This is a genomic window from Geosporobacter subterraneus DSM 17957, from assembly GCF_900142145.1.
In the GTDB taxonomy this organism is placed as follows: Bacteria; Bacillota; Clostridia; order Peptostreptococcales; family Thermotaleaceae; genus Geosporobacter; species Geosporobacter subterraneus.
Map to the genome: position 1 here is coordinate 13,212 of NZ_FQZV01000041.1, position 22,288 is coordinate 35,499.

The window sequence follows — 22,288 nt, forward strand, 5'->3', positions numbered from 1 at the left end:
GCATGGCATTAACCGAGATGGACCAAATAAAGATGATCCTTTCCGATCCGGAAAAGGTTCCTATGTCGCTGGCCCAGATAGTCGGTGAAGAAATAAAAGAATTCAAGTCGTCCGAGCAATACAAGATCATGGTCGAAGCTGAACAGTATTACAGGAACCGGTCAGACGTCCAGAGGAAGACGAACGACGTCGCCAACCGGTCAAACTGTAAAATCGAACACCCGATCCTTAAAAAGCTGGTGGACCAAAAGGTCAATTACCTTCTTTCGAAGCCCTGGACCGTTGACACCAGTAATAAGGCATACGCGGAAGCGCTGGGCGAAATATTCGACGCAAGGTTCCGCAAGAAAATTAAAAGTCTTGGGAAAAACGCGATTAAATCAGGTATCGCCTGGATACAGCCTTATTTTGACGAAGACGGCAAGCTGGCCTTTATGCTTATTCCTTCGACCGAGATTATCCCTTTATGGCGCGATTCTGAACGGACAAAACTTGACGCTTTTATCCGCTTCTATGACCAGATAGTTTATATCGGGACACGCAAACACACAATCACACGGGCCGAATTCTGGTATCCTGGCGGCGTTAAGCGCTTCGTTACCGGTCTGGAAGGCGGCTTTAGGTTCATGGTCGATAAGGAATACGGCACCGAAGAAAACGACTATACCGAAAGCCATTTTGTCGTCGGGAATAAGGCTTATAATTGGGAGGAAGTCCCTATCGCCTGGTTAAGATACAACGACGAAGAACTTCCCTTGTGTTACTTCGTGAAAGACCTGATCGACGATATTAACTGGCAGACATCAGTAACGGCCGACGTGCTTCGCGACGTGGCGAAGTTTATATATATCCTGAAGAACTATGGCGGCCAGGACCTGGGCGAATTTATTAAGGACCTGAAGGAACACCTGGCAATCAAAGTTACTTCTGATGGTGGCGTTGATAAGCTACAGGCCGACCTTAATATTGACGCGGTTATGGCCTTCCTGGATAAACAGCGCCGCGACGTATTCGACTTCGCTTCGGCCGTCGACACGAAGGACCCAGACCTGGGGAACGCTTCCGGAACAGCTATCAATTTCCGTTATATGGACCTGGACGCTGGCTGTGACGCGTTGGGAACCGAACTGAAAGAAACCTTCCAGCGCCTGAAGCTGTTCATTGATGTTTACTTACAGCTTATCGGCAAGGGTGACTTCACGAAGGAACAGTTCGACATTATCTTTAATGTCGATATGCCGGTCAATGAAACTGAAATAATTAACAACATCAGGGCCAGCGAAGGAATCATTTCTAAACGGACACAGATTCAGAATCACCCGTGGGTTACTGACGCCGACGAAGAACTGAAACGGATTGAGGAAGAACGGAAAAAGGCTATGGAGGAATTCGGAAGCGGCTTATTTGATAATGACCTGGGGGTGAGAAATGAAGGCGACGAGAAAGACGACGGAAGCGGTGACGAAGAATGAGAAGCAAGGAATATTGGAGAAGACGCGCTTTAGTCCTGGAAGAAGAATCTTATATTCGCGGCGCCAGGCTATCGGCTAAAATGTTTGAGGAATACCAAAAAGCCGCAAGAGCAATCCGGAAGGAAGTTAACGACTTCTATAACCGGTATGCTTCCAAACACGGCCTGACCTATGAAGAAGCCGTTCGCCTTCTGAACAAAAGAGAGTTCCAGGAATGGAAAGCAAGTCTGGCCGACTACGTCAACAAAATAGCCCAGGAACCAGACCCACGCATTAAGGCCCTATTAACGGCACAACTTGACGCTTTATCCTATAGCAGTTCAATAACACGCCTGGAAGCCTTATACGCGCAAATAGACATGATCTTGAACGACCTATTCACTAAAGGCGTTGCCCAGATGAAAGCTGAATTCGGCGAAAACTTCACCGAAGCCTATTATAAGAAGGTCTATCACCTACAGGCCCGCGCCGGCTTTATAAACGAGTTCGCAAAGATAAACGCCGGCATGATTGAAAGCGTTGTTTCTTATCCCTGGTCCGGCGCCATGTTTTCGGACCGGCTATGGCAAAATAAACAGGCCCTTCTCTTTCATCTTCGGGAGGTTACGACCCAGGGACTTATCCAGGGCAAGGGCATTGTCGCCATGTCGAAGGAAATATCGGCACGAATGGGCCAGTCTTATAAAAATGCCGAACGGCTTATCAGGACAGAAACAAACCATATCCACAACGAAGCAGAAAAGGCCGCTTACAGAGCCGCAGGCGTGAAGCGATATGAATTCGTCGCTACTCTGGACAGCCGGACAAGTGAAGTCTGTGCAAGTCTAGACGGGAAAAACTTTGCTTTAGATGAAGCCAAACCAGGAACAAACTTCCCGCCTATGCACCCGAATTGCCGGTCCACGACCATAGAATATGATCCCCATGATGAAATGGACTGGTACAATTCCGGAAAGAAAATGCCTAAAAACATGACTTATGAGGAATGGGCCGAAGTCCAGGGCATTAAGACGAAGAAGAAAAAATCAAAGAATAAAGCTGTTACAGTAACCGAATAACTTGTTGATTGAACGCCTTCACGGGCGTTTTTTCATATCCAAAATAAGCCGTACCCGTTCCGGCGAACAGACGGGACCGCAAAGCGTGTGGAAGTCACGTTAAAAACAGCGGAGAAAGGAGAATGTCAACCATGATCCATGAATCAATCAAAAAACTTCTTGGAGAGGACCTGACAAAACAGGTCGAGGAAGCCCTGAAAGGTAAAGGCAAAGACGGAAAAGACGTCGATCTGGTGATCGGAAACGACGGGTCCTATGTTCCGGCCGACAAATACGAAGCCTTGAAGTCGCAAAGTGCAAGCGCCGAAAAGGCATTAAAGGCCGCCGCTGACGCATTAAAGACGATCGGCGGTTCTGGCGATCCGGCGAAGATCGCTGACGACGTTAAAGCCGCCCAGGACACTATTAAGAACCTGCAAGACAACCACGCCGCAGAAATCAAGAAAATCCAGAAGAACACAGCTTTAAGACTTGCCCTTTCCGGCCAGGCGCACGATCCGGCCGACATCATTTCGCTTCTGGACCTTGAAAAAATCGAAGTGGACGAATCAGGAAACCTGAAAAGTGACCTGGAAAGCCTTATCAAGCCTATTAAAGAAACCAAACCCTATCTATTCAGGGCGCAGGAACAAAATCCAGAGATTAAGGGAGCAAAGCCTGCTGAACCTGGCGCAACTCCCAAAATCGACTCACAGGGCGGACCTGTGATATTTTAACAACCATAACCTATCAAAAAAAGAAAGGAATGATTTCTAATGGCAAGAACCAGCGCAATTAGCCTTATCAATTCCGGAACCTTAAAGGCCGAATTGAAAGAACTTTACGGATATGTAATTGAAAACGTTCAGAAGAACACGCTTTCTTCTGCCCTTAAATCCCAGGCGTACACTGGCAACCCTGCCACTGGTTCCGTGGAATTCAGAAGGTTTAAAAACAGTACTTCGAAAGACTATGGAACTGCAAGGGCCGCCGGAAAAGGTGACGCTATCACTGCGCCGCCTATAACTGTAAACCTTGACCAGCATAAGGAAATAGTCGAGGAATGCGCAAAGTTTGACCTTGACACCTTCGGCGTGGGTGGCATTATGGCAAGACGTGTCGACGACCACATTCGCACAATGACCAGCGAACTTGACGTCGCGTTTTTTGCGGCCGCTTTTGCTGAAGGTGGCGGGACTGCATTCACTCCTGACGCTGGGTTAACTAACTTGGCTGACATCTTAGAAGCCTATATTCAGACGCTGGAAACTGTAAAAAATGACTATGTTCGTGGCGTTCCCCGTGAAATCATGAACCTTGTTTGTTCCCCAGCATTTTACGGAAAGATCAGAAATCTTTTGGACACCCTTCCTAATCCGAATGTAGACACTGTAGCTGAATCTTTCGGAATGTTCCACGGCGTTAGGGTGTATTCTTCTATCAATCTTCCTGCTGGTCAGAATGCCGTATTGATGATTGATGGAGCAATCGCTCAACCCGTGGTTTCTTATCCCTATACTGAACCAGAAAAGATTCCTCTTTCCAACGATTACGGCGTGTCCTTGTTCTATGATTACGGAACAAAAGTTCTGACTCCTGACCTTATCTTCACCTACGCCGCGTCGTAAGAAAGGCGGTGACCGGTGATGAAATTCAGGGATAAAGAAACGGGCGCTATCCTGGAACCGAGAAGCGCGATTGTTGAAAATCAGCTTCGCACTTCCCCTTTATATGAGGAATACCAGGAAAAGGCCGAGGAAAAACCTTTGGAAAACATGAAAAAGGCCGAACTGTTGGCTTTGGCTGAACAGATGGGCCTTGAAGTCACAGAAAAGGCCACAAACGCGGAAATAATTACTTTGATCAAAGGGGCGCGCGGCGAATAAGCCGGCGTCCCCTCCCTTATAAGGCGGTGATGGCGTGTTATTACAAGACATTCTTAATTCCCTGGAAGAATTGACTGACCTTGAAAAAAACGAAGTTATTCGGGTCCTTATGGCACCCACTTATTCCAGACTTGATAAAGTCAAGTTACTTCTTGGGATTACCGGTGAAGAACAGGACGCGATCCTTGAATTTACAATCCAGACTATCGAAGAAATGATCCTGTCCTACACCGCACAGGACACGCTTCCGGCACCACTTGAAAAAGTCCTTATTGTCATGGTCGTTAGTTATTATAAAAGTGCCGGTCTTGGTGATACACAGGCCGCTGTTGGACCCGTGACATCTGTTCGCCGTGGTGATGTTCAGACTTCTTTTGCAAATGCGGCAGGCGCTTCTGGATCGGCCCCTACTTTTAATTTGGGACAAGACAACGGAGACTTTTTCGGCTGGAAGACAGTCCTCAATGAGTACAGGAAATTAAGGTGGTGATCAGTTATGGGATTCGGTAATCCTGCCGCAGAACGCATGGCTATAGAACGAACCTACGAAGACACCGCCACTGTTTCAAGAACGACGCTACAGAAGATAAACAATATTTCGAAGCACGTTCCCGAAGACATTTATACTGATAGCATTTGCGCGCTTGTGTATTCAGGTTCTGACAAAAGCCAGCAAATGCAGGCACAAAATAAAATCGACTACGACGCCATTATCTTCTTTCCCCCTTCCCTTTCGATCCTTCCTGGGGATAAAATCGCGCTTAAACGGTTCGGAAGGGATAACCCAGACAGCACGATCATTTATAACTTTGAGGTAGTCGGCCGGCCGAATGTTTATGCAACACACCAGGAAGTAAGGGTCAAGGACGGTGATCTGGCGTGAGTGTGGACAATAAAGGCTTAATTAACCTTCAAAAACAGCTTGAACAGTTAAGGGACGAAGTTCCGGACATCATGGAAGAACTGGTTATCGGTGAAGGCGTCTATGCAGTAAAACAGGCAAAACATATCTGTAAAAATGACGTCCCCGATATAATGAACACCGGTGATTATCGGAACAACTTCCACGCCGGCAATAAAGCCTTGACCCACCAAAATAACAATGATCACGACGGAAGCAGGCCGCAACGGTCCGGCAGACGTTACAGGATTGACGTTTATAATAACCTGAACTATGCGAAACCCCTTGAATATGGCTTCAGAAGTCACTTCGTCCCTGGACATTGGAGCGGCCATGTTTTCGTCTATCAGAAGAACGATCCGGAAGGCGGAATGTACGTCGGACCTTACGGTGGCTATGTACGCGGGCATTTTACCCTTTTAAGGGCCATTCGACGGACTAAAGACACCCAGAACGCCCGCCTAACCCGTAAGATTGACCAGATTATTCAGGAAAGGTTATCCCCGCGTGGTTCCGGATAAACGGAGGTAATAAAACATGACCGTTAATAAAATCCTGGAAGCCATTGCTTCGAAATTATCCGAAATCTGGCCGGATCGAAATGTCTTCGTTGATAAAATTCCTAAAGGCGCCGACGGAAACTTCTTTGTTGGGGTTATCGAAACAAATCAGGAAAAGAAACTGGACCGGAGAAGGAGGCGTTCCTGTCAGATTGAGGTCCTTTATTTCTTAAAGTCTGACGACAATATGGCCTTTAATGATTGGGCCGATACCATGTACGACAATTTCGAAACCCTTGACGTCGAAGAAGGCGCGAATAAAACGCGCCGACTTTACCTGACCGGCCAAACGGCCAGGAAAGATGAATCAGGGGTTTTTCAATTCTTATTCGACGTTAATATTAACTTCGTTATGGCGCCTGAAGCTATTGAGTTCATGGAAAATCTTACCCAGAAGGAGGAATTGAAGTAATGGCAAGCAAGAAGAAAGCCGCCGGTAAGACAGCGCAGTCCACGCCGGCGGAACCTGTTTTCACTAAAGAACAACTGGTCCACAGTAAAGCGTTCAGCCACCAGAAGGACATTCTTATGGCGATCTTGGACGCTGATAAAACCTATACCAAAGCACAGGTTGAAAAACTTGTGTCCGAATTTCTCAAAAGAAAGGTGTGAATGTAAATGGCCCCTATCGGTGGAGGTACTTTTACAGTACAGAATAAGATTTTGCCTGGCGCTTATATCAACTTTGTAAGCGCTGGACGCGCGGCCCAGCTTGGTTCGCGTGGCGTTGTCGCCCTTCCCCTTGAACTGAACTGGGGACCTGAAAACAAGGTCTTTGCTGTGACAGCAGAAGACTTTAACAGGACCGCGATCGACGTATTCGGTTATGATCCAACGGACACGTCCCTTCTTCTTGTCAGGGAAGCCTTGAAGCGCGCTAAAACCCTTCTGGCTTATCGCGTGAATTCTGGCGGACAGAAGGCTTCTGCAACGGTCGGAGGAATGGCCGTAACTGCAAAATGGGGCGGCACCAGAGGAAATGACTTGAAGGTTGCTATCCTGACCAACGCTGACGACGCGACAAAGGTTGACGTTGTAACCTATCTGGGGACTATGGAAGTCGACAGACAAACCGTTTCCGCAGAATCCGGTTCCGCAAACCTTAAAGACAATAACTTTGTTACCTTCGGAGAAGCCGAAACCTTAACCCCCACTTCTGCAACCGCCTTGACCGGTGGTTCTAACGGAACGGTTGACGGGACGGCTTATTCGAACTTCCTGAACGCTATTGAGGTCGAAGCCTTTAACGTGATTGGCTACCCTGGCACCGACGAAACGATTAAGGCGCTTATTGCCGCCTTCGTGAAGCGTTTGCGCTACGATAACGGCGTTAAGATAGTCGGGGTCCTTTATCAGTATGACGGCGACGACATAGGTCTGATTAACGTCAAAAACGGTGTTATCCTGGCCGACGGGACCACAATCACCGGAGATAAGGCCGTCGCCTGGGTTGCTGGCGCGTCTGCTGGCGCGGAAGTCAACGAATCGCTGACCAATGTCGCTTATGACGGAGCTGTCGACGTTGATATTAAATACACTAAAAGCCAGTATGAAGCGGCTATCCAGAACGGCGAATTCGCTTTCTATGCTGATAATGGAAAAGCCCGCGTCTTGACTGACATCAATAGCCTTGTTACTTTCGGCGACGGTGTATCTGAAGACTGGACTTCTAACCGCGTGGTCCGTGTAATGGACGGCTGGGCGAATGACGTTGCCAGAATCTTCGGCGAAAGATATATCGGAACAGTAACCAACAGCGACACAGGACGCGAACTGTTCAAGGCTGACCTTGTGTCCCTTGCCATGCAGTACCAGGCTATAGACGCGATAAGCAATTTCGAAAGCGCTGATATTGTTATCCAGCAGGGTAACGGTAAGCGCGACGTCGTTGTTAATTGCGCGCTTCAGCCGAACGACAGCATGGAAAAACTTTATATGACCGTTACGGTTAATTAACGGAAGGAGTGAAGCGAAGTGAAAACCTTGAACGCGCCGGATACCATTTCCGGAAAAGAAGGCAGGGCCTACGCGAAGATTAACGGCAATAATGAAGAACTGTTCTTTGCAAAGGCTATCGAAGCCAATATCGAAAAGAGCAAGTCCGAAGTAAAGTCTATCGGAAAGCGAATGACCGGCCATAAGGTAACCGGTCTTAACGGGACTGGGTCCATGACCCTGTATTACCTGACACCGCTTTTCAGGAATTTACTTGCGGAATATAAGAAAACTGGCGTCGATCTTTACTTTGACCTGGTGGTAGAAAACGACGACCCCGCTTCTTCCGCCGGCAAGCAGACCGTTCTTCTGATCGGCTGTAACCTGGATTCAACCGTCCTGGCAAAACTGGACGGCGATTCCGACGATCCGCTGGAAGAAGACGCCGACTTCACCTTTGAAGACTTCGACATCTTGACGCCATTCACTAAATTTTAACTATTAAAGGAGGTTAACCGCTCATGGGTAAACTACAGGAATTTCTTATGGAACAGGAAGTGGAACCGACTACCACGGCCGAAGTCGAAATAAAGCCATTCCCCTTCCCCTTCGTGATCAGGTCTATCACTGAAGGCGAAAACAAGGCAATCCGCAGAAGCTGTCAGAAGATCACATTCGACAAGAAGACGCACCAGAAGCGGACTGAAGTCGACAAGGACCTTTACAATAACCGTCTGATTATCGCCTGCTGTGTGGACCCTAACTTCAAAGACGCTGAACTTCAATCTAAATATGGGGTTATGGGAGCCGAAGACCTGATCGACAAAATCCTTAACCCTGGTCAATATACGGACTTGCTTCTTGCTATTCAGGAGATTAACGGCTTCACGGCCAATATTAACGAACTGAAGGAAGAAGCAAAAAACTAATAACGGGGGGCGGCAATGCTGACGAAGCCGACGGCGAATCGGTTTACGCGCATTACGCCCTCCACCGCTTAAAAATTCTACCCAGCACACTATTCAGCCTGTCGCTTCGCGAACGGGCCTTTATTTATGCTTCCATTGACCTACAGATCGAGAAGGAAAAGAAGGAAGCCGCTAAAGCTAAAAGATTAAGTAAGAAAGGACGGTGATCCATAGTGGCCGGTGTATCTACCAGTTTATCGATCCAGGATAGAATGACCAGCGCGCTTAATAAGATCACGGCTGCTGTGACACGGACCAACAAGGCACTTGAAGTCACGGACAGATTAAGTGAACAGGTTGATCCAGGGGCCGGCTTTGAACGGGGCGCGTCTTCTATCAATATCGCAACCCAGAACATAATCTTCTTTAACGAACAACAGGAACGCACGCGGGAAGGAGCAAGGAAAGTCGAATCCGTCTGGGGCCGAATATCAAGTCTATTAAAGACGGCCGCCGCCGCGTTCAGTATACAGAAAATAATTACCCTGGCTGACACTATGACACTGACGGAAGCACGCTTAAACCTTATCAATGACGGCCTACAGACCACAGCACAATTACAGGATAAAATCCTGGCTTCCGCGAACCGGTCCAGGACTTCTTATAACGCTATGGCCGACGCCGTCGCGAAACTTGGTACACTGGCCGGAAGCGCCTTCACCAGTAACGAAGAAATGATCGCCTTCGTCGAACTTATGAACAAAAACTTCGTTATCGGTGGCGCCAGCATACAGGAACAGACCGCGGCCATGTACCAGTTAACCCAGGCTATGGCGGCCGGCAGATTACAGGGCGACGAATTCCGTTCCATCATGGAAAATGCCCCGCTTCTGGCCCAGGCTATAGCCGACTATATGGGTAAAACGACCGGCGAATTGCGCGAACTGTCTTCTGAAGGTTTAATCACCGCAGATATAATCAAAAACGCCATGTTCGCGGCCGCAAACGAAACGAACCGGCGCTTTAGTGAAATACCCATGACTTTTTCACAGGTTGGGACTATCGTCGCAAACACCATGCTTCAGACATTCCAGCCGGTTATCCAGATGATCGGCCAGGGCGCCCAGTGGATATATGATAACTGGTCCATTCTTGAACCTGTCTTCTGGGGTCTTGCGGCGGCCGCTGGTGCTTATGCTATCGCCCTGGGCATTCAGACAGCCGCAACGTGGATCGCTACTGGGGCCGCAAAAGCCTTCTTTACGACCCTTTTGTCAAATCCTTTATTCTGGATAGCGCTTGCCGTCGGTACGGTGGTAATGATGATCTACAAATGGGTTGATTCCGTCGGTGGCTTGCGTGTGGCCTGGCTAATTACCTGTAATACCCTTCTAACTGCCTGGGATTGGGTCAAAATTGGCTTCATGACCGGCGTTTACTGGGTAATGGATATGTGGAATAAGCTACAGCTTGCCTTTATGACCGCCGGCGTGAATATTGCTAACTTCATGGGCGACATGAAAGCAAACGTCCTGATGATCCTTCAGAATATGGTTAATGGAGCAATCAGCATTATAAACGGGTTCATATCCGCGCTGAATAAAATCCCTGGTGTCAGTATTGACCTTATCCAGGAAGTAACATTCGGCACTACGGCCCAGCTTGAAAATGAAGCCGCTAAACAGGCCAGGGCGCAGGGCCTGGAAGACTACAGGTCCCAGATAGAAAGTAAGATTGCCGAACGTGACGCAAAACTTAACCAGATGAAGACCGACGCCAGGGCGGCAACGGCACAGCGCCAGGCTGAAATCGCTACCGCAAAAGCTGAAGCCGCCAGCAAGAAGGCGGCCGAAAGTGCAGACCTAATAAGTAAGTTCACCGGCGACATTGACAGCGTCGGCACCGTCGGAGAAGTCGGTAAAATCAAAGAAGACGTCAATATCGCCGAGGAAGACCTTAAATTCCTTCGCGACGTGGCCGAAATGCGCTATGTCCAAAACTTTGTAACCCTGACGCCTACTGTCGCCGTTGACGCGAAGATCAGCGAAAAGGTCGACGTTGACGAAGTCATTAACAAAATCGAAGCAAAACTAGAAGATGAATTCTACGCGGCGGCGGAAGGGGTGTATGCTTAATGTCTTATAAAATGGCTTTGATTATCGAAGGGCGGGAAATTTCTATTCCCGTCCTTCCTGAAAAACTGACTGTAAAGGCCGCTGGGAAGAACGAAAGAACCACGGTTTTAGAACTTGGCGAAATCTATATCCTGCGGAAAAAGGGCCTTCGTGAAGTGGCCTGGGAATCGTTTTTCCCTGTAAATAACGCGCCTTATGTTACCGGCACAATCAGGGAACCGATTGACATAGTTAGAGCAATCGAAAATTCGCGCGATACGCCTTCCCCTATCCGCTTTATACTGGTTGGAACAGACCTGGATATAAATATCCGTTTCGGGATCGAATCTTTCGAATACGACGAACGGGCCGGAGAAGTCGGCGACATCTATTATTCAATTAAACTTGTCGAATGGAAAGATTATTCGCCGAAACGAATAATTCTTCCCCCTGTCCAGGCCGTCCAGGCCGTCGCCGTGAAATCGGTCCAGGCTAAAGAACCGGCGCGTCCTGGAACCCCGCCACCAGCAAAAACCCATACAGTGGCAAGGGGTGACAGCCTTTGGGCGATCGCTAAAAAATATTATGGGGACGGAAGCCGTTATCCAGAGATATACAACGCCAATAAGGCGATCATTGACGGCCGCAATAAAGGAACCGGAAATCCGAAGTACACTATTTATCCAGGTCAGGTGTTTACAATACCATGATCAGCATTTATTACCAGAATATTAAGACTGGGGCCGCCCATGATATTACTTCCCTTGTGTCTTCGGCGAAATGGTCAACGAAGCGGGCCGGTTCCCCTGCTTCTTTAGAATTGACGGTTATTGCCGACGAAGACGTTGTCTGGGATCATGGCGGGATAGTTACGCTTAAAGAAGAAAACACCGGCTTATTTTACGGCTATGTTTTCAAGCTATCCCAGTCCCATAAAGGCGAAATATCAGTCACAGCCTACGACCAGACAAGGTATTTGAAGAATAAAGATACTTACGTCTTCGAAGGGAAGCGGGCAGACGAAATCGCGGCCAAAATTGCGGCTGTCTTTCAGATTAAGACCGGAAAACTGGCTAATACCGGCTATGTTATTCCTTCCCTGGTAGAAGATAACCAGACCCTTTTTGACATCATTCTGAAGGCCCTGGACCTGACGCTAATCAATACCGGCAAAATGTTCTATCTTTGGGACGACTTCGGGAGCCTTCGAATATCAGATGTCGCGGAATCGAAGCTGGACCTTTATATCGGGGATTCAAGCCTGGCGACAGGTTACACTTATTCGTCGGATATTGATTCCGAAACCTATAACAAAATTAAGCTGGTCAGAGATAATAAAGAAACTGGCAAGCGCGACGTTTATATCTTCCAGGATTCTAACAATATGAAATTCTGGGGCGTCCTGCAAAACTTCGAAATCGTGGACGAAAACCTTAACGAAGCGCAGATCAAAGAACGCGGCGACAAGATGATTGAACTTTATAACAGGCCAAAAAGGACATTCGAAGTCAGCGCCATTTCTGATCTTTCGGTTCGCGCCGGCCGCGCCGTATTTATCGGTATTTCCGAAATCGGCGTTAAACAGTTCTTTATTATCGACGAAGCCAGCCACGATCTACTAAAGGGGACCATGTCCCTTAAATTAAAGGTGGTGTGATATGGGACTTTTGGACACTATGAAGAAAGTCGCGGAGCAGACCGGCCAGGCCGGAGTTCCGACGGCTTTTTTATTTGGGACGGTTACTTCAACCAGCCCGCTTGTGATCCGTGTCGATAACCGGTTCAATATCGGAGAAAAACAGATCGTCTTAATGAAGCAGTTCAGGGCCGGAGAGTACCAGACGCATAAACACACTGTCCCACAGCACAGCACGGAAACGGCCAGTAACCACAGCCATGACGTCCAGGCTTTACAGACTACACAGGAAGTCTATAACGGTCTTGCTGTCGGTGATAAGGTCGTTTTATTGAGAAATCAAGGCGGACAGGAATTTCTTGTCCTGGGAAGGGTGTGATCTTATGGCATTGATACCGAACGCGGTACCGATCACAATCGGCCAGGACGTCGAAGTTATCGAACAAAAAGACATGACGTCCAGGACCTATAAAATAAACTTTGCAACCGGACGCGTCGGCGGGTTTGTTGACGGGACCGACGCCATGAAGCAGGCAATTCTTAAAATAATTCAGTCAGAGCGCTTCCAGTACCTGATATATTCCTGGAATTATGGAATTGAAATGAATTCAATCGCAGGCAAAAGCTATCAGGTGATAGCAAGTGAAATCAAAAGAATTATTCGGGAAGCGCTTTTGGAAGACCGGCGAATTACGGACGTTTATAACTTCAAAATCAGCCAGGTTAATAAAAGAACTATGGCCGTCGAATTTACAGCGTCAACCGTGTTCGGTGAAGTGGATATTGAAACGGAGGTAAGCGCGAATGTATGAAAATATGACTTTCGAAAATATCATGGAACGCTGTTTGGCGCGTGTCCCTGATACCGTGGACAAGCGCGAAGGTTCTGTTATTTATGACGCTATCGCGCCGGCGGCCGCTGAACTGGCAAACTTATATATCGAACTTGGAACCATAATGGACAGGGCCTTTCCTGATACGGCAACCGACGTCGATCTAACAAAGAAGGCCCAGGAAAGGGGCGTATTTCGCCAGCCTGCCACTTACGCGGTCCGCAAAGGTTACTTTGAGAACGGCCAGGGCGGCAGTCTTGATATTCCGCTGGGGACCCGTTTTTCTGACGGCAATATCAATTACAGGGTTACCGAGAGGATTGCGGCCGGCCAATATAGATTAGTCGCAGAAACGGCCGGAACGATCGGCAATGAGTATTTCGGGAACCTATTCCCGATTGATTTTATCAAAGGATTGGCCGCGGCAACACTGGCCGACGTTCTTATCCCTGGCGAAGACGAAGAAACGGACGAAGCGTTAAGGGAAAGGTATTACGAAACCCTTAAAAGCCAGGCGTTCGGCGGCAATATTGCTGATTATCGAAACAAAGTCAAGCTGATCCAGGGTGTCGGCGACGCGAAGATTATCCCTGTCTGGAATGGCGGCGGAACCGTGAAAGTCGTTCTGATTGATAGCGAATGGTCCGTTCCTTCCCCTGAATTGGTCGATTACGTCCAGAACGAAATTGATCCCGTCGGACACCAGGGCCAGGGTATCGGCCTAGCCCCGATCGGCCACGTCGTAACTGTGGCCGCAGTAACCGGCGTTGAAATCGACGTTTCCTTTACCCTTACCCTTGACACTGGCTATACCTGGGAAGCTGTCCAGGAGGACGTGAAAAACGCGATAAAAAGCTATTTCGTTGACCTGGCGAAATCCTGGGCCGACAGTCCGAACCTTATTGTTCGCGTTAGCCAGATTGAAACTAAAGTCTTAAACGTCGAAGGTGTTATCGACATAGCCGGAACGAAGATCAACGGCGGTACGGCCAATATTTCGCTTGACGCCATTTCAATTCCTGTCCTGGGGGTGGTAACGAATGGAACTGCTTAATTATTGGCCCCAGTATGTTCGCGACCTTGTGGAATTCCAGTGGATAGCAAAAGCAGAACAGCCGGAATTCGACAGAGCGGCCCAGGACGTCAGGAACGCGCCACAGGACTTTTTCCTTGTGAGCCTATCCGAATATGGCTGTCAGCGTTGGGAAAGAATTCTGGGCCTTTCTGCGGCCCCTGGTGACACCCTGGAAACAAGACGTCAAAGAATACTGCTTAAATATCTGGATCAGCTTCCTTACGCTTACAGGCGGCTTTTGCAGTACCTGGCTTCAATCAGCAGTAACTTCAAGGTAACCCTGAATAATGACGCCTACGAACTATTTATCCAGATTTTATTAACAGGTTATCCACAGCGGGACGCTTTGGCCGCTGTCCTGGGGCGAATGATCCCCGCTAACCTTGTTCTAAAAATGCAGACGCAGATTCCACAGGCTATTTTTCGGCCGGCTTTGGCCGTGTGTTCTGCGACTGTAACGATCAATAAGCATGAACACATTCCGCAAGGAGGTTAAAGTATTATGGCGCGATATAGATCAACTATAACAGACAAAGGAAGCGAAGTCTTGACGAATTTAATCGCCATAGGTTCGCAATTACAGATTACAAGGGCGGCCTGCGGTGACGGCATACCGGAAGTAAGTCCTAACACGTTAACCGCGCTTGTTTCGCCGATAACGGTTGACACCCAGGTTCAAGCAAAGCAGTTTATACCAGGTGATCCTTCGATTATGAAAATACCTGTTCAGGTGACAAATGCCGGCCTTGAATCTGAAGTCTGGGTCAGGGAAATAGGTATATTCGCCCTTGACGAAAATAACCAGGAATTCCTTTTTGCTTATTCCTGGCTGGACGGCGAAGACAGCGACAACGTCCTTCCTGCAACGTCTTTCTTGGAAGACCCAGACAGTCCAGCCGACACGGTCCACATTCACGACGTGGCCCTGTTGGTTACCAACCAGGAAAACAGCAATATAACAATCCAGGTCGGCGCGTCTTCTTTCGTGACTACCGCCCAAATGATCGCCTATTCGGCGCCGCTGGTCCATACTCAACCGGCGGGGACAGTTATCGAATCGACGGGCCAGACTGTGGAAGAAACCCAGCGCCGACAGGATTTTGGCATAGAAGCGATTAAGGAACAGCTTGACACTGGTTTTGTGGGAACTACCGTAACCCATACCTTTGCCCCTTCCCAGTTACCCTATTGGAAAGGTTATGACGGGACGGGACTTCCGGAAGGGGTCCTGGACACGGCAAGCAACAAGCTGTATCTATGATCCGCTTTGCCAGCACACCGGCGGAAACTTCCTGTCTTATTTCTTCGCTTTTTACCGAATTACGGCCTATCTGTGGCCGTTGCGATAGTGATAATGTCGTCCTCTGCGGTATAACTTACGAAGGCGAAGAACAGACCCTTGTCCTTCGTGATTATGGGTTTGATTATTCCGGCCGGCGTGAAACTATCGACGCAATAAGGGGGCGAAGATGTATCTATGGGGACAAGACGGAATTATCAGCGGAAGGTAAGCAAGAACGACAACCCTTTGCAAATACTTCCGGTGGCGGCAGACCTGATCGACTACACGTTGAACCTTACGGATAATAAAAACCACTTCCCGAAGAAGATCAGGTTTACCATAGTCAATCGAATTCAGGAAAGGGTCCTCTCTATTTATGAAAAACTGCTGGAAGCGAACGAAATATTCCCTATCCGCAACGAAACGGACAGGATCAGAAGATTAGAACTTCAGCGGGCCGCGCTGGCCGACTGCAAGATGTTACTTTTCTATATCGAACTGTCAAGGAAGCGCGGTTATATAGACAAAGGGTCCTTTGAATACTGGACAAAGAAAACTTTGGACGTGAAATTCATGTCCGCCGCCTGGTATAAAGCGGAGCAGGAAGCGGCCGAAAAGGCGGCGTCCGCCCCTGAAGAAAACCAGTAACGGCGGATTTTGAATTTAGGGTATGCCCTGTACCCCGAACGCCGGCAATTCGAACAACGCGCGGAATGTCAACACGGACGGCACGCTGAACAACAACAACGCGTACATCGGCAGCGGGGGCGTTCGGCCGGATTTGGAGGAATTCGCGACCGAGTACGGCGACGAGCCCGAAAGCAGAGAACCCCAACAAAGGAGGGCATATCCTTCCCGTATGGGTAAACACAAGATTGCTGACGTCAAGGCTTCGGCGGACGGCGCCTTGACTATAAGCGGCAAGGAGGTTTTTATTTTGCACGAAGACCACACTTCGCTTTCTGACTTTGAGCGTATGGCAGACTTCAATAACCTTTACGCGGCCTACCTGGACGCCAGGAAAGGCAAACGCTGGAAACTTGCCGTCGCACGGTTCGAAGTGAACGTCCTTGAAAATATAACCTATATTCACTATATGCTGACCACGAAGAAGTATAAATTAAGCCCTTATAACTGCTTTATGGTCCACGAACCGAAGGAACGACTGATTATGTATAATTCTTTTCGCGACAAAATTGTCCAGCATAGCCTTTGCGATAACGTCCTGGAACCGCGGCTTCAGAAGACCTTTATTCTGGATAATTACGCCAGTCAGAAAGGCAAAGGCACACACTTTGGACTTGGCCGTCTGAAAAAGTTTATGCGTGATTATTACCGGCATTACGGGGCGGACGGCTGGGTCCTGAAGTGTGATGTTAAGAAATATTTTTACTCAATAGACCATGATATTCTAAAGTCGCAGATACGGCGGCATATCCACGATCCGGACGTTCTGTGGCTTATTGACATGATTATTGATTCGACGGAAGGCAAAGGAATTCCGATCGGCAACCATACCAGCCAGTGGTTCGCGGTCCTCTATCTTTCCGGAATGGACCACTTCATCAAAGAACAGCTTCGCATTAAGTATTACGGAAGATATATGGACGACTTCTATCTGATACACCACGACAAGGAATATTTGAAATATTGCCTGTCGGAAATCCTGAAATACGTTGAAAAATTGGGCCTTGAACTTAACGGGAAAACTTCTATCTTCCCGCTTTATCAGGGAATCGACTTCCTGGGTTTCAGAACCTATATGACCGAAAGCGGCAAGGTTATTCAGAAAATCCGCCGCGACAGCAAGAACAGAATCCGAAGGAAGCTGAAGAAATTCAGGAAGCTACTGGACGAAGGCCGGATTGACTTTGAAAACATTCTGGCTTCATATACAAGCTGGACAGGCCATGCCGGACACGGTAACAGTCACCACTTAATAAGGCGCATGGACGAACTGTTCTACAGCTTATTTTCTAAAGAATTGGAGGGTTATCATGGCAAAACAAATATCAACGTTGAACGTTGGCGACGTCGTGAAATCGGTCAACACAAAGTATAACAATAGCGTTATTCGCTTTATCGTCGGCCATAAAACCGCCGACAGGGTAAAACTGATTACCGAAAAGATTATTACTTTGAAATGCTTCGACGCGATCGAAGCCAGCAACCCAGACAGCAATCGTAAGCAATACGGAAATAACCGTTACAGCGTGTCGAATATCGACCAATGGCTTAATAGCGCGGCAGGCGCTGGGGCATGGTACTCTAAAAGGCACGACTATGACGCCCCACCAACAAACGCGAATGTTTGGTCGAATTATAACGAATACGACGCTGAAGCCGGTTTTCTTTCTAATTTCGAACAAGCATTCCGAAATGCGATCCTGGATACTACGATCAGGGTCGCAAAGAATACCGTCACTGACGGCGGAGGGTATGAGGACATAACCAGGAAGGTATATTTGCTTTCGAATACCGAAGTCGGCCTGTCTAACGAAAACGGCATTGCCGAAGGTTCGAAATGGGACCTTTTCAACAACGACAACAGCCGTAAAGCGTACCCGACGGCCGAAGCGGTTTCGAGGTCTGAATATACCAGTTCAAGCCTGAACGCTTCTTCCCCCTGGTACTGGTGGCTAAGAACCCCGTACGCCGGCAATTCGAGCAGCGCGCGGAGTGTCCACACGGACGGCACGCTGTTCAACTACTACGCGTACTTCGGCGGCGGGGGCGTTCGGCCGGCTTTGGAAGTGGGTTCTGGAATCTTGGTATCTGATACACCGGATACCGACGGAGCTTATATAATCCAGTGGAACCAGCCACCCACAATCCCGACTTCTATTTCTCACGGCACACCACGCGCCGGACAACCGTTAACCATTACGACAGGCGGGTCCACTGATCCGGAAGGCGACCCGATTAACTATGTTTTTGAAAGGCGCGTCGATACTAAGCCTTTCGAACAGATCGCTATAACCAGCGCAAAAACCATTCAGGACACGGTCCCGACTTCCGGAATCAATTACCAGGTCCGTGTTAAGGCCGTCGATTCAAAGGACGCTGAATCAGGTTATAGAACAGGGGAACCCGTTCCGATCGTGTATAACACCGATCCGGTTATAAGTGGAACAGACGAAAACCTGGGGGCGCACGAAGACCCGCTGACTTATAACTATACCGTCACGGACGCGGAAGCCGCTTCCCAGACGCTGACCGTTACGGAAAAGGTGACGAACGGAGCGGAAACAATAACCCTTCGTACCTTTACAGCAACCAGCGGCGCGACCAACACCGCCGATCTGTCGTCTGTATGGCTTAAACTTCTTCCTGGAACCCATACCCTGACAATCACCGTAAGCGACGGCGCAGGAGGAACGGCACAGCGTGTGATCACGTTCAGTAGGACCGTAACCAGGATCGCCGCTTCCCGTGCCTTTACAACCGACAGCCTGGTTACTAAATGCTTCCTGTCAATTTACCCGTCTGAACGGCCGCTTGACAGCACTTTGCATTGTGAAGTAAGCAATAACCCGTTCGACGCCGAACCTGTCTGGGAAGACATTACTGCAAAGGTCAACAGGTATGTTCACACGTTCGAAAATAACACGGTTGCCACAAACTACGGCCTGGCCTATAGGTTCTATTTGACAAAAGGAAACCAGCAGATAGAAGTAAGCCAGGTTACAGTTCGGTTCGCCTAAAAGGAGGTTATGAAGATGTTTGATCCTAAAGAATGCGAACACGTCCCGAAGGAACAGAAGCAAAACGAAAAGGACTTGCTGATTAAACAGCTTTTTGAAGAAAACGAACTTCTGAAAGGCTGTATTATGGAAATCTGCGACGTTGTCTTCGCGGAAGAAATCCCAGAATAGGAGGAAGCGCAATGTCTAAACTTGTTCAGCTTTACGTCAAAGAAATAAGGGCCGGCAATATCACGCTGGAAGAAGTCCCCGCCGGCCTTAAAAGCAAAGTCGAAGCCGCACTTGCTGAAGAAAATAATTCACAGGAAAACGGGGTGGCCTAAATGCGGGCCACCGTTTTCATATACCTTGTAAGAATAATCTTTGGAAAGGAGGCTTTCGAAATGCTTGTTCGCCTGTATGCCGGCGAAATCATTCTGGGGAAAATCCAGCTTGAAGACGTGCCGAAGGGCCTTTATAAGCGTGTCTACGAATACCTGGTAGACATGGGATATATTGAGCCTGAAGCACCAGAAGCCGAGTAAAACGGCAAAAAGATTATGGCCCCCTGGGGAATTCCAGGGGGTCGTCTTTTGCCCAGAAAGGAAGTGAAGTCTATGTCTTATACTGCGTCGGGCCTGGTCGACTATGTCAAAAAGGCCCTGAAAATGAATACCGTCTATATGTGGGGCGGGATCATGCGCCTTGTAACCGAATCCTATATTTCGGGCAGGGCGAATCAATATCCGTCCTGGTACACGCCAGCACGCGTCGCAAAATTCCGCGCACTAATCGGTAAAGATTATTACGGCGTCGACTGTGTCGGTCTGATTAAGTCCTATTACTGGGGCGGCGTCGGTTCAAAGAACTATAAAGCCGAAACTGATAAATCCGCGAACGGTATGTTCCAGGCGGCAACCGAAAAGGGTCCTATCAACACCCTTCCGGAAATCCCTGGCGTTTGCGTTTGGCTGGACGGCCATATCGGCGTCTATATCGGTAATGGTCTGGTAATAGAATCGACAAACAACACAAGATTTGGCGACGGCGTTTGCCAGACGAAACTATCAGATCGCAACTGGACCCACTGGCTTAAATGCCCTTATATCGAATATGAGGATCAGGCCCCTTCTGACGGTCCAAAAGCAACTGTCGGAACCGAAGAACAAAAAGTCTTTATTAACAAGATCGGTCCTATGGCTATGGCCGACATGAAGGCGACCGGAATCCTGGCTTCCCTGACAATAGCCCAGGCGATCCTTGAATCCGGCTGGGGTAAATCTAAACTGGCAACGGAAGCGAATAACCTGTTCGGAATTAAGGGGACCTATAACGGCCAGGGGTACACCTGCAAAACCCAGGAATGGGACGGTTCGAAGTTTATCACCGTCGAAGCGACATTCCGAAAATACCCGTCCTGGGCCGAATCGCTGGCTGATCATTCAGACCTGTTTAATCGCCTGGATAGATACAAAAAACTTCGCGGCCTTACCGACTACAAACTGGCCTGTAGATATGTTTATGAAGCCGGTTACGCCACTGATCCAGGTTATACGGATAAACTAATCAACCTAATTGAGAAGTATAGCCTAACCGCCTGGGACATAAAACATGAAAATTCTTCCGGTACTGGTCCCAGTGAGCAGAAGCCTTCAGAAACGGTTTATATCGTGCAAAAAGGCGACACCTTATCCAAAATAGCGGCGGCTTATGGGACTACCTATCAGGTATTGGCCGAATATAACGGGATCGCAAACCCGAATATTATTCACGTCGGACAGAAGATCAAAATCCCTTCCGGCAACACCGGAGGACCGCAGGCGAAAACTTATAAGACCTATACGGTCAAAAAAGGCGATAGCTTATGGGCGATCGCACAGAAAGAACTTGGAAACGGGTCCAGGTGGCCCGAAATTCAAAAGCTGAATGGCCTATCCGGAACTACAATCTACGCCGGCCAGGTTCTAAAAATACCGGTTTAGTCGGAAGTGGGGTGAATCTATGACAGTAGAATTGACAGTCGTTATTTCGATCGCGTGTACCGTGCTGGGAGCCGCGATCGGATACGCAACATTCAGGAAAAACAGAGAAAAAGACGCCGAAGAAGAAGGAAAAACCGACGGCGTTGTTCTTACTGAAATCGGCTACATAAAAGCCGGAATCGACGACATCAAGCGCAAACAGGACAGACAGGACGAACTTTATATCAAGATTGCCGAACGGCTGACGGCGGTTGAAGCGTCAGCGAAACAGGCACATCTCAGAATAGACAGATTGGAGGGGAAAATATAATGTCTAAAATCATTGAAAAATTCGCCTTGCTGATAAACGTCAAGACCATTGTTACCTTTGTCGTTATTGCGGTCTTTGCTATCCTGGCATTGCGCGGCGAATTCGACGCACAGGCAACAATGCAGGTCGTAACTATGGTAATCGCCTTCTATTTCGGAACCCAGCACGAAAAGAAGGACCCTGGCGGCGACGCCCCGAAAGATTGATAACGTATAATAAAAGCGGACGGGCCTTTATAGCCTGTCCGCTATTTTTATTATCAGGGCGAAACAATCCTGGAAGACCAGAATATCTTCAAAGGGGTTCGCCTTATTTTGCTTTGGTGGAGATGAGGAGGATCGAACTCCTGACCCCCTGCGTGCAAGGCAGGTGCTCTCCCAGCTGAGCTACATCCCCAACATTTGAAAGACATTGGTCTCTCAAAACTAGACAGTGTAAGATAAAACCGTTTGTTGAATGTTGTATGTTGTATGTTTAAATGTTGTTCGGGTCGATCTAACGGGTCTTAAAACCCTAGATACTTTCCCTAGGAACATTCAACTTTCAACCTTCAACTTTCAACATATCTCCCTAGAAAGGAGGTGATCCAGCCGCACCTTCCGATACGGCTACCTTGTTACGACTTCACCCCAGTCACTCATTTCACCTTCGGCAGCTGCTCCCTTTCGGTTAGC

30 protein-coding genes, 1 tRNA gene and 1 rRNA gene are annotated in these 22,288 nt (G+C 48.4%); 30 read left to right on the plus strand and 2 right to left on the minus strand.

What is annotated here, in order from left to right; translation table 11 throughout:
- The first annotated feature begins 2 nt into the window (after positions 1-2).
- The 30 genes from BUB56_RS13910 to BUB56_RS14050 all read left to right on the plus strand — a co-directional run bounded on the left by BUB56_RS13910 (position 3) and on the right by BUB56_RS14050 (position 21,820).
- Entirely contained in the window at positions 3-1,472 is a 1,470-nt protein-coding gene (locus BUB56_RS13910; RefSeq protein WP_110941911.1) for a phage portal protein, read from the plus strand.
- Complete coding sequence (locus BUB56_RS13915; protein ID WP_110941912.1) at positions 1,469-2,530, plus strand: minor capsid protein; 1,062 nt, start codon at positions 1,469-1,471, stop codon at positions 2,528-2,530. The genes BUB56_RS13910 and BUB56_RS13915 overlap by 4 nt, the downstream gene beginning before the upstream one ends.
- A gap of 131 nt (positions 2,531-2,661) precedes the next feature.
- The gene (locus tag BUB56_RS13920; RefSeq protein ID WP_110941913.1) at positions 2,662-3,246 is read left to right on the plus strand and encodes a phage scaffolding protein; all 585 of its coding nucleotides are present in this window, start codon (positions 2,662-2,664) and stop codon (positions 3,244-3,246) included.
- A gap of 39 nt (positions 3,247-3,285) precedes the next feature.
- The gene (locus BUB56_RS13925) at positions 3,286-4,137 is read left to right on the plus strand and encodes a hypothetical protein (RefSeq protein ID WP_110941914.1); all 852 of its coding nucleotides are present in this window, start codon (positions 3,286-3,288) and stop codon (positions 4,135-4,137) included.
- Positions 4,138-4,155: 18 nt separating this feature from the next.
- Entirely contained in the window at positions 4,156-4,395 is a 240-nt protein-coding gene (locus BUB56_RS13930; RefSeq protein WP_110941915.1) for a hypothetical protein, read from the plus strand.
- Positions 4,396-4,429: 34 nt separating this feature from the next.
- Positions 4,430-4,885, plus strand: coding sequence for a phage head-tail connector protein (locus BUB56_RS13935; RefSeq protein WP_110941916.1), 456 nt, complete (start codon positions 4,430-4,432; stop codon positions 4,883-4,885).
- Positions 4,886-4,891: 6 nt separating this feature from the next.
- On the plus strand, positions 4,892-5,278 hold the full coding sequence (locus BUB56_RS13940) for a hypothetical protein (protein WP_110941917.1): 387 nt from the start codon (positions 4,892-4,894) through the stop codon (positions 5,276-5,278).
- Positions 5,275-5,817 carry an HK97 gp10 family phage protein gene (locus BUB56_RS13945; RefSeq protein ID WP_110941918.1) on the plus strand — a complete coding sequence of 181 codons (543 nt, stop codon included), beginning with the start codon at positions 5,275-5,277 and terminating at the stop codon, positions 5,815-5,817. The genes BUB56_RS13940 and BUB56_RS13945 overlap by 4 nt, the downstream gene beginning before the upstream one ends.
- Before the next feature lie 16 nt (positions 5,818-5,833).
- Positions 5,834-6,268, plus strand: coding sequence for a phage tail terminator family protein (locus BUB56_RS13950; protein ID WP_110941919.1), 435 nt, complete (start codon positions 5,834-5,836; stop codon positions 6,266-6,268).
- On the plus strand, positions 6,268-6,468 hold the full coding sequence (locus BUB56_RS13955) for a hypothetical protein (RefSeq protein ID WP_110941920.1): 201 nt from the start codon (positions 6,268-6,270) through the stop codon (positions 6,466-6,468). The genes BUB56_RS13950 and BUB56_RS13955 overlap by 1 nt, the downstream gene beginning before the upstream one ends.
- Positions 6,469-6,474: 6 nt before the next feature.
- Positions 6,475-7,812, plus strand: coding sequence for a phage tail sheath family protein (locus BUB56_RS13960; RefSeq protein WP_110941921.1), 1,338 nt, complete (start codon positions 6,475-6,477; stop codon positions 7,810-7,812).
- Positions 7,813-7,830: 18 nt separating this feature from the next.
- Positions 7,831-8,289 carry a phage tail tube protein gene (locus BUB56_RS13965; protein ID WP_110941922.1) on the plus strand — a complete coding sequence of 153 codons (459 nt, stop codon included), beginning with the start codon at positions 7,831-7,833 and terminating at the stop codon, positions 8,287-8,289.
- Between the two features lie 23 nt (positions 8,290-8,312).
- Entirely contained in the window at positions 8,313-8,720 is a 408-nt protein-coding gene (locus BUB56_RS13970; protein WP_110941923.1) for a phage tail assembly chaperone, read from the plus strand.
- Positions 8,721-8,932: 212 nt separating this feature from the next.
- Positions 8,933-10,834: a tape measure protein gene (locus BUB56_RS13980; protein WP_110941924.1), complete on the plus strand. Its 1,902-nt coding sequence runs from the start codon at positions 8,933-8,935 to the stop codon at positions 10,832-10,834.
- Positions 10,834-11,523 carry a LysM peptidoglycan-binding domain-containing protein gene (locus tag BUB56_RS13985; protein WP_110941925.1) on the plus strand — a complete coding sequence of 230 codons (690 nt, stop codon included), beginning with the start codon at positions 10,834-10,836 and terminating at the stop codon, positions 11,521-11,523. Before BUB56_RS13980 ends, BUB56_RS13985 begins: the two co-directional genes overlap by 1 nt.
- Complete coding sequence (locus tag BUB56_RS13990; RefSeq protein WP_110941926.1) at positions 11,520-12,470, plus strand: XkdQ/YqbQ family protein; 951 nt, start codon at positions 11,520-11,522, stop codon at positions 12,468-12,470. The genes BUB56_RS13985 and BUB56_RS13990 overlap by 4 nt, the downstream gene beginning before the upstream one ends.
- Position 12,471: 1 nt before the next feature.
- Positions 12,472-12,828, plus strand: a complete 357-nt coding sequence (locus BUB56_RS13995; RefSeq protein WP_110941927.1) for a DUF2577 domain-containing protein — start codon at positions 12,472-12,474, stop codon at positions 12,826-12,828.
- Positions 12,829-12,832: 4 nt separating this feature from the next.
- The gene (locus BUB56_RS14000; protein ID WP_242946379.1) at positions 12,833-13,261 is read left to right on the plus strand and encodes a DUF2634 domain-containing protein; all 429 of its coding nucleotides are present in this window, start codon (positions 12,833-12,835) and stop codon (positions 13,259-13,261) included.
- Positions 13,254-14,336: a baseplate J/gp47 family protein gene (locus BUB56_RS14005; protein ID WP_110941928.1), complete on the plus strand. Its 1,083-nt coding sequence runs from the start codon at positions 13,254-13,256 to the stop codon at positions 14,334-14,336. Before BUB56_RS14000 ends, BUB56_RS14005 begins: the two co-directional genes overlap by 8 nt.
- A complete protein-coding gene (locus BUB56_RS14010) occupies positions 14,323-14,853 on the plus strand; it encodes a putative phage tail protein (protein WP_110941929.1) in 531 nt (176 codons plus the stop codon). The genes BUB56_RS14005 and BUB56_RS14010 overlap by 14 nt, the downstream gene beginning before the upstream one ends.
- Before the next feature lie 6 nt (positions 14,854-14,859).
- Positions 14,860-15,618: a phage tail protein gene (locus BUB56_RS14015; RefSeq protein ID WP_110941930.1), complete on the plus strand. Its 759-nt coding sequence runs from the start codon at positions 14,860-14,862 to the stop codon at positions 15,616-15,618.
- 216 nt (positions 15,619-15,834) lie between these two features.
- Complete coding sequence (locus BUB56_RS14020; protein WP_110941931.1) at positions 15,835-16,287, plus strand: four helix bundle protein; 453 nt, start codon at positions 15,835-15,837, stop codon at positions 16,285-16,287.
- A gap of 22 nt (positions 16,288-16,309) precedes the next feature.
- Positions 16,310-17,701, plus strand: coding sequence for an RNA-directed DNA polymerase (locus tag BUB56_RS14025; protein WP_242946381.1), 1,392 nt, complete (start codon positions 16,310-16,312; stop codon positions 17,699-17,701).
- A complete protein-coding gene (locus BUB56_RS14030; RefSeq protein ID WP_110941932.1) occupies positions 17,637-19,343 on the plus strand; it encodes a DUF6273 domain-containing protein in 1,707 nt (568 codons plus the stop codon). Before BUB56_RS14025 ends, BUB56_RS14030 begins: the two co-directional genes overlap by 65 nt.
- A gap of 15 nt (positions 19,344-19,358) precedes the next feature.
- Positions 19,359-19,514 (plus strand): hypothetical protein, encoded by a 156-nt coding sequence (locus BUB56_RS19485; protein ID WP_190014545.1) that lies wholly within the window; start codon positions 19,359-19,361, stop codon positions 19,512-19,514.
- An 11-nt stretch (positions 19,515-19,525) separates the two neighbouring features.
- Positions 19,526-19,666 (plus strand): CD1375 family protein, encoded by a 141-nt coding sequence (locus BUB56_RS19490; protein ID WP_190014547.1) that lies wholly within the window; start codon positions 19,526-19,528, stop codon positions 19,664-19,666.
- A 60-nt stretch (positions 19,667-19,726) separates the two neighbouring features.
- Positions 19,727-19,867: a hypothetical protein gene (locus BUB56_RS14035; protein ID WP_190014549.1), complete on the plus strand. Its 141-nt coding sequence runs from the start codon at positions 19,727-19,729 to the stop codon at positions 19,865-19,867.
- Between the two features lie 48 nt (positions 19,868-19,915).
- Positions 19,916-21,304, plus strand: a complete 1,389-nt coding sequence (locus BUB56_RS14040) for a glucosaminidase domain-containing protein (protein WP_190014551.1) — start codon at positions 19,916-19,918, stop codon at positions 21,302-21,304.
- Positions 21,305-21,323: 19 nt separating this feature from the next.
- Positions 21,324-21,614, plus strand: coding sequence for a hypothetical protein (locus tag BUB56_RS14045; RefSeq protein ID WP_110941935.1), 291 nt, complete (start codon positions 21,324-21,326; stop codon positions 21,612-21,614).
- Positions 21,614-21,820 (plus strand): hypothetical protein, encoded by a 207-nt coding sequence (locus BUB56_RS14050; protein WP_110941936.1) that lies wholly within the window; start codon positions 21,614-21,616, stop codon positions 21,818-21,820. The genes BUB56_RS14045 and BUB56_RS14050 overlap by 1 nt, the downstream gene beginning before the upstream one ends.
- A 114-nt stretch (positions 21,821-21,934) precedes the next feature.
- Here the strand turns inward: BUB56_RS14050 and BUB56_RS14055 are convergent.
- Together BUB56_RS14055 and BUB56_RS14060 are read right to left on the minus strand one after the other, a co-directional pair.
- Positions 21,935-22,010: transfer RNA gene (locus BUB56_RS14055), tRNA-Ala, on the minus strand.
- Between the two features lie 178 nt (positions 22,011-22,188).
- Positions 22,189-22,288: ribosomal RNA gene (locus BUB56_RS14060) — 16S ribosomal RNA — on the minus strand; the annotation flags it as partial.